This is a genomic window from Spirulina sp. CS-785/01, assembly GCF_028330525.1.
In the GTDB taxonomy this organism is placed as follows: Bacteria; Cyanobacteriota; Cyanobacteriia; order Cyanobacteriales; family Spirulinaceae; genus JAQMSD01.
This window is the reverse complement of record NZ_JAQMSD010000048.1, coordinates 1-7960: the sequence shown is the minus strand read 5'-3', so window position 1 is coordinate 7960 and position 7960 is coordinate 1. Positions and strand designations below refer to the sequence as shown.

Sequence of the window (7960 nt, the reverse complement as noted above, 5' to 3'; positions counted from 1 at the left end):
CTCAGAAATTAAAAAATTAGCTGTTCAACGGCTAGGATGAAGGAAGTTCGTACCTACCTTGATATGCCTTGGGTTGAAACCCAAGGCTAATAGCTAAAACCCGTTAAAACGGGTTAATAGACCCCTCAGAAATTAAAAAAATTAGCTGTTCAACGGCTAGGATGAAGGAAGCCCTAAAGGGCTTACTACAAACGGAAGAACAATCTCTGAAGGCTTACTGTTATCTAACAAGAAACCGAATTTCTCTTTAGATAGTTCACATTATCCCTAAATTCTCTAGAGAAACCCGGTGTCTCAGCAACCAATCACCAATTATTTATCCCCGCAAAAAATTAAAGAACTTCCGCAGAAAAGCTTGTAAAAAGGTATTCTGGGCGAAATTCTCCTTCTTCAACAATAACCCCGCTTTACTATTCACCTCCGATAAGGTGGGATAAATATGAATTCCCGTTAACGCAGACACAGGTAGCTTATGCTTCATCGCTAAAACCACTTCATGTATTAATTCCCCCGCAGACGGCCCCACCATATGGGCCCCTAATATCTTTCCTTTCCCCGTCGTAATAAACTTCGCAAACCCTTCCGTTGCGGCTTCTGCTTGAGCGCGATCGACTCCGGCAAAGGGTTGTTTTAAAATATGGATATCATGCCCATAACGGTCTCTGGCCTGTTTCTCCGTTAGGCCCACTCGCGCTAACTCCGGTTCAGTAAAGGTCGCCCAAGGAATCACCCGATAATCCACTTTACTCGGGAAAAACTGCTTAATGGGAGAAAAGAGGGCATTGGTCAACGCATATACCGCCTCATATCCCGCAACGTGGGTAAACTGATATCCCCCAATTACATCCCCACAGGCAAAAATCCGGGAATTCGTTGTTTGTAGGGCTTGATTGACCTTAATTCCCTTTTTATCATAATCCACCCCTGCCGCTTCTAAATTGAGACTATCCACATTGGGAGTCCGTCCCGAAGAAACTAAAATTTCATCAACGGCAATTTTCTGATCCCCGGAATAAATATATTTTTTCCCGTTCACCACTTCGACCCGTTCCGCCCTAGAATGATTGAGAATCGTAATTCCTTCCGACTCTAACTGTTGTTCCACCACCACAGCCGCTTCTGGGTCTTCTTTGGGTAAAATATGCTCTCGACTAGAGAAAATTGTCACTTTTGATCCTAAACGGTGGAAGGCTTGGCCTAACTCACAGCCAATGGGCCCACCGCCAATAATAGCCAAAGCATCGGGGCGTTTTTCAATCGAAAAAATCTGTTCATTGGTTAAAAACCCCGCTTCTTGTAAACCTGGGACGGGGGGAATAGCGGGACGAGACCCGGTAGAAACCACAAAGGAACGGGCGGTTAATTTGCGTCCCTCTACTTCAAAGGTGTTCTGGTCAATAAATTGACCCAACCCAAAAATTACTTCAACTCCTAGACTCCGAAACCGTTCGGGGGAGTCGTGGGGTTCAATGGCTTTAATGGCCCGGTGAACGTGGCCCAGTGCCTCTTTAAACTTAATTTCGGGCGGGTCAGTATAGATGCCGAAGCGAGACCCATGTTTGACATCATAGGCGACTCTAGCCGCATGAATGAGGGATTTACTGGGAACGCAACCATACCAGAGACAATCTCCCCCAAGTTTATCTTTTTCCACTAATGCCACTTTCGCATTCAGTTGGGCCGCAGCACTGGCTACGACTAACCCCCCAGAACCGCCGCCAATAATGACTATATCGTATTCGACTGCCATGGTGTTACTGTCCTCATTCTCTCTTTGCTGATAGCTTACCTCTAGTTCATGGGGGAGAAATTAAGAAAGACTGAGAGGGAGGTGAATTTAACCTAACAATCGCCCTAACACTGCTAACTCCCCATTCAATTCGAGGATAACGGCTTCTCCAGACCGGGGAGAAATGCCACTCAAGGCGCGAATATTCACCTGATGAGACACCAATACTAACACCCCCGATGGATGTTCCGTTTCTAATAAAAAGTCTTGGGTTTGCTGGGTTTGTTCTGTTGCTTGACTGCGGTTTTCAAAGAAGGAGTTGAGGGAGGGTAAGGGTTTAACTGTGCCTAGATTTAATAATTCTGCGGTGTCTAGACAGCGACACCATTGACTGGAAAAGACTTGCTTGACGGGGATATTGCGACTCCTGAACGCTTCCCCAATGTCTCGCGCTTGTTGACGACCTGCATCCGAGAGATTGCGCTGCGTGGTACAATCATCGAGTTGGAAGTTAGGGGGATCGCCAGTTCCAGGCGCGATCGCGTGACGCAATAACACCACATAGGTCACATCTTCCTGTTCGGCATTTTGCAACCGTGACCACAATTCTGCCTCTGAAGGAGGTTGAGGACTTTCCTGCACCGTCTCTAACTCTGCGCTGGCAGTAGGGGTAGGGGAGTCCGGAGGAGAGGGAGAACAAGCAACCAGTCCCCCTAACCCACTCAGCAGAATTAACCCCAAAACCCTAGTTTTCCGTATACTACCCTGTTCCTCATTCATCAGTCATCGAGAACCCTCACACTAAAATCGATGTAATTGTGTATAGTTTATATAGAAATGCGATTCAATTCACACTAACTTGTTTTTTGATTCGTGCTAACTTTATACTGTTCTGTTACAGCATAATTTTCAATTTCATTGCGAAAAGTATCCATAATTATAATAATTTCTTTATGCAATTCATTATAACTTTCATTGTCTATCTCTAAATAGTTTCCATGAGCAATATTATTTCTTTGCTTTAATAATTTTTCATCTATTAATACTTCTTTAGATTCGTAAAAAGAATAGTCTAACCCCAAAAGCACTACTATCTCTTTAAATACAGATGAAGTTAAGTTAGACGCAGTAGAAATTACATTTTTATAAGGTAAATTACTGCGTTGACTCAATTGATTTTGCAAAAAAGTAAAGCATTCAATGTAAAGACTGGCTTTATTGGTAGCTTTTGCTTGATCTAATTGTTCTTTGAAGGCAACAGCAATGAAATTATTAGTTAATTCACAGTAGTGTAAACGTTGCATAGCAACAAACTCAAGATAACTATTGGCAGCTACTTTAATAAACCCTTCCCAGTGTGCATATAAGATAGTTATTCCACTACGAAGTAATACCTTTTTTTTGGGATTGTATGTTGTGTTAATTAAACTTTTGAGTTGACTTAACTCTTTTTTTCTCCAGACAAGCTCTTGATCCAGTTTATCAGTTAATTGCTCTGAAGTTCGTATTTTCATGGTTTAAACATTGTGCGTCCCAAAGGAACTAACTTCGGAATTCTTCTTTGGGCCGTAGTTCCTGAACCTGACCATTTTTGATAGTTTTCATTTGACCAAAGCTCTTTTATTTTATCTCTGATATTTATATGAGAATCTTCAATTGATTTATAATGATATCCAATACCCAAAGCAATTACTTCATACGCTGAAACGAGGAAACCACCCATGAATTGTTGCTTTGTTTTTGAGTATCGACGAAAACTATCACTTCCCATGTTCTCATAAAGCACTTTAAATGTAGTCTTAAATGCAAACTCTTCAATAGAATAATTAAATTTTTTGTTTTGAGCCATATCAATCATTTTATCAGTTATAAAACTGCCTAAATCGTTTCTTATTTTTTTCAATTCTCCCGGTTGAATGGTTCGGAATATTAAAAATCGAAGTAATAATTCCATATCATACTGCTCTTGAAGAGGGCGGTCACTCAAAGATACACATTCCTGAAATTCTTCATTATGACTCATTTTTCTCATCCAGTTAAACATTTCTTTATTAAGCATAACAAGAATACAACTTCTAACTTCTTGTTGAGTTGCAATAGAGCCTCTAGTATTTAATCTTTGAAAAAGCTCATATTTTGCAATTTCATCACTCTCTTTAAGAAGAATAGTAACATCAATTTTAGCTCTTTTTATTAATAATCTTTGTGATTGAGATAGCGAATTTTCTTCATCTTCAGGATCGTGCCATTTTTTACCTTCCAAGTTAGGTAAATATTTTGTTTCTTCTAATACTAGAGGTTCAACTTTTTCGTTATTTTCATTTTTTAACTTTCCCATAAATTCATAAATAGTTGATAATCGTTGTACCCCATCGACTACATCCCATATTCCATCTTCTCGTTGGGCAACAAATATGGGTGGAATTGGAATACCTAATAAAATCGATTCAATTAATCCTGTTTTTTGAAAGCTAGACCATCTAAAAAATCTTTGAAATTCAGGATGAATATCAATTTCATTATCGTCGTATAAACTACTCCATTCACCAATCGACATAGAATAACTATCGGCTCTAATCTCTTGGCGCATTTTATCTATTTCTTGCTGAAGTCCCATTTTTTTCCTCAAAAAATACGATCAATTGTACAAAGTACCAACATTCAATAAACGTTATATATGCCACTGTTGTTCAATAGCTCTGAATATTGAACAACAGTAACATCAGGTTCATCACTTCTTCTTCCGTCGTGATCCCTTTCCTTTACCTTTCCCCTTCGCTTTCTTCTCCGCCAACAACTGCACCGCCTTCTCCAGCGTCATACTCTCCACCGTCTCCCCTTCCGGGAGTCCTGCATTCGTCCGCTTATGCTTCACATAAGTCCCATAAGGGCCCTCATAAATATTCACCGGGTCCTTATCCTCCGGATGTTCACCCAACTCCCGTAACGGTTTCTTAGACTTACTCCCCCCTTTCTTCCCTTTCTTAGGTTGTGCCAGTAACTCCAATGCACGATCTAGGTCAATTGTCAAGACATCATCCGGAGCTTTAATCGACCGATAATCTTTACCCTCCTTCCCCTGATCATGCACCACATAGGGGCCAAAGCGTCCAATATGCGCCTTCACCTTCGCCCCCGTAGCCGGATGGTCCCCCAAGTGACGCGGCAAGGCTAACAACCCCTCAGCAATCTCTTGAGTCACATTTTCCATTTTCATCCCTTTGGGGAGAGAAGTCCGTTTCGGTTTCGGGTTGTCGTCCGTCTTATCCCCTAACTGCACGTAAGGCCCGTAATTCCCTGTCAACAGGTAAATCGGTTCACCTGTCTCGGAATGTAACCCTAACTTATCGGGCCCCTCGACCTTTTGTTTAATGAGAATCTCCACCTGTTCCGGAGTCAAGTCACTGGGGGTTAAGTCCGGGGGAATAGAAGCCCGCACCACATCCTCCTCGGCCTCCACCTCAATGTAAGGGCCGAAGCGACCAATTTTAACGTGAGCATTGTCTAAATTCTCCAATTTCACCGCTTTGGCCGTGCTGGGGTCAATTTGACTTGCCCGGTTTTCCACTTGGGTTTCTAAGCCATCTTCCCCCCGATAAAAGTCCTCTAAATAGGGCAACCAGTCCACTTCCCCAGTGGCAATTTCATCCAAAGTTTGCTCCATGCGCGAAGTGAACTTAGTATCCACCAAGTCCGGGAAATAGGCTTCTAGGAAACTGGATACCGCAAAAGCCGTAAAGGTGGGGATCAGGGTTTTATTGCGCATTTGGGCGTATCCCCGGTCCACAATTGTGCCGATAATGCTGGCATAGGTACTGGGACGGCCTACCCCTTCACTTTCCAGGGTTTTCACCAAAGACGCTTCTGTATAACGAGAAGGGGGTTGGGTTTCATGGCCCACCACTTCAATATCCTTACAGTCCGGTTTATCCCCCACTTTTAAGTCCGGAAGAATCACCTCTTGGTTTTCCAATGCTGCGTCGGGGTCGTCGGACCCTTCCACATAAGCCCGGAAAAAGCCCGCAAAATCAATGCGTTTGCCGTTGGCGCGAAAGCCCGCATCTTCTACATCGAGACTCACACTAATTTGCGTTAACTTAGCATCGGCCATCTGACAGGCGACGGTGCGTTTCCAGATTAAATCATACACCTTATATTCCCGGTCAGAGAGTCCCGTTTCTTTGGGGGTGCGGAAAGTTGAACCCGCCGGACGGATGGCTTCGTGGGCTTCTTGGGCCCCTTTACTTTTGGTGGTGTATTGTTTGGGCTTTTTGCTGAGGTATTCTTTCCCGTAGCGTTCTTCCACACAAGACCGGGCCGCGGCAATGGCTTGGTCGGATAAATGCACGGAGTCGGTCCGCATATAGGTGATATAGCCCTCCTCGTAGAGTTTTTGGGCGGTGCGCATGGTATCCCGTGCCGAGAGTCCTAATTTGCGGTTGGCCTCCTGTTGCAAGGTGGAGGTGGTAAAGGGAGGATAGGGACGGCGGGTGGTGGGCCGTTCCTCGATATTGCTAACGGTCCAGGGTTTCCCGTCTAACCGTTCTTTTAACTGGGTGGCTTCTGCTTCGTTGAGTAAGACGACATCTCGGCCTTGGGCAATTTTCCCGGTTGCGGGGTCAAAGTCATTCCCGGTGGCTAGTTTTTTGCCCCCCAAGGTCATTAACTTGGCTTCAAAGTCACTTTTTTCTTTGGCGAGGAGGGCTTTTAAGTCCCAATATCCCCCGGCTTTAAATGCCCGTCGTTCTCTTTCCCGTTGGACTAATAACCGCACGGCCACAGACTGGACTCGGCCTGCGGAGAGGCCGTAGGCGATTTTTTTCCAGAGTAAGGGGGAGAGGGTGTAACCTACTAAACGGTCGAGAATGCGGCGGGTTTCTTGGGCATGGACGAGGTTTTGATTGATTTCTCGACAGTTATTTAAGGCGGCCCGGATGGCCCCTTGGGTAATTTCGTGAAAGACCATTCGTTTCATGGGGACTTTTGGCTTGAGAACTTGGGTTAAGTGCCAAGAGATGCTTTCCCCTTCTCGGTCTTCGTCGGTGGCGAGAATTAGCTCATCGGCGGCTTTCAGGGCTTCTTTGAGTTCTTTGACGACTTTCTTTTTCGTTTTGGGAACGACATAGAGGGGTTCAAAGTTGTCTTTGACGTTTACTCCTAACTGGGACCAGTCTTCCCCGCGATATTTTTGGGGAATTTCTGACGCAGAGGAGGGTAAGTCACGGACATGACCCATGGATGCCTCCACTTGATAATCTGAAGGGAGGTAGTTCCGAATGGTGCGTGCTTTGGTGGGAGATTCAACAATGACAAGCGTGGACATGGATGTTTTAGGGGTTGCCTTCCGGTTTAGGAGTCACAGGGGGTCTTGTGTCCTGATTAGATGATCAGGATAACAAGAAAGTCTGCTCCCTTTCCATCAATACCACATCCTTTCGGGTGTGTGGGATTTGTTCGTTAAGCTGTCTTGATGTTAAGACGGAGGGGATAGAGGTTCTGGGGGGTTCAGGGGGGTGGGTTCAGGCAGGGACGGTGCGTTAGGGTGGTGGAGATGGCTGGGGGAACATTATCTCATAATGCGATCGCGCTTAATTTAGCGGCGTTTCTCAAGTCTCACCTCCGAGGAAAACTCTGTCAAACCTACATCGCAGATGCGAAGGTGGGCATTTCGCAACAAGGGCCGTTTTATTATCCCGATGTGATGGTAACTTGTGATGTTCGAGACCGACAAGAACAAAAGGTGGTCTATCATCCCTGTTTAATTGCTAAAGTGTTGTCTTCCAAAACAGAAGGGAGAGATCGAGGGGTTAAGTTTCGCAATTATCGCCGCCTTGATACGTTAACAGAATACATTTTAATTAATACAGAATTCATGAATGTTGAACTGTATCGCCGCAACGATAATCAAAAATGGGAACTCACCACTTATTCTCCTGAAGATAATCGTGAACCTCCAGACGAGATTACAATTCCTTTATTTTCTGTAGCTCTCAGTTTACTGCTTTCTACACTCTATGAAGATATAATTTTTTCGGAAACATCCGAAAATACTGATAATTTAGGGTTTACAGAGCTTGATAGGTAATGTTAAATCAGCCCTGTCAAGGTGGGTAACGAGATATGGCGGTTTGGAGTCGCCCTCACCCCCCAACCCCCTCTCCCAACCTTGGGAGAGGGGGAGAAAATGTCTCTCACAAGTGTCTGAAACAACGGTGTCTCGTTCTACAATTT

At 44.3% G+C, this 7960-nt stretch carries 6 protein-coding genes; 1 reads left to right on the top strand and 5 read right to left on the bottom strand.

From position 1 onward, the window contains the following. Positions 1-316: 316 nt before the first annotated feature. From PN462_RS02385 to topA, 5 genes are all read right to left on the bottom strand, one after another. On the bottom strand, positions 317-1750 hold the full coding sequence (locus PN462_RS02385; RefSeq protein ID WP_272126303.1) for a dihydrolipoyl dehydrogenase family protein: 1434 nt from the start codon (positions 1748-1750) through the stop codon (positions 317-319). Positions 1751-1837: 87 nt separating this feature from the next. Continuing rightward, a complete protein-coding gene (locus tag PN462_RS02380) occupies positions 1838-2509 on the bottom strand; it encodes a histidine phosphatase family protein (protein WP_272126302.1) in 672 nt (223 codons plus the stop codon). Positions 2510-2583: 74 nt separating this feature from the next. After that, a complete protein-coding gene (locus PN462_RS02375) occupies positions 2584-3243 on the bottom strand; it encodes an MAE_28990/MAE_18760 family HEPN-like nuclease (RefSeq protein WP_272126301.1) in 660 nt (219 codons plus the stop codon). Further along, positions 3240-4346: a DUF262 domain-containing protein gene (locus tag PN462_RS02370; RefSeq protein ID WP_272126300.1), complete on the bottom strand. Its 1107-nt coding sequence runs from the start codon at positions 4344-4346 to the stop codon at positions 3240-3242. The genes PN462_RS02375 and PN462_RS02370 overlap by 4 nt, the downstream gene beginning before the upstream one ends. 114 nt (positions 4347-4460) lie before the next feature. Next, positions 4461-7052, bottom strand: a complete 2592-nt coding sequence (gene topA, locus PN462_RS02365) for a type I DNA topoisomerase (protein ID WP_272126298.1) — start codon at positions 7050-7052, stop codon at positions 4461-4463. A gap of 228 nt (positions 7053-7280) precedes the next feature. On the opposite strand from topA, the gene PN462_RS02360 reads away from it, so the two are divergent. Further along, positions 7281-7814: a Uma2 family endonuclease gene (locus PN462_RS02360; RefSeq protein ID WP_272126297.1), complete on the top strand. Its 534-nt coding sequence runs from the start codon at positions 7281-7283 to the stop codon at positions 7812-7814. The last annotated feature ends 146 nt before the right edge of the window (positions 7815-7960 follow it).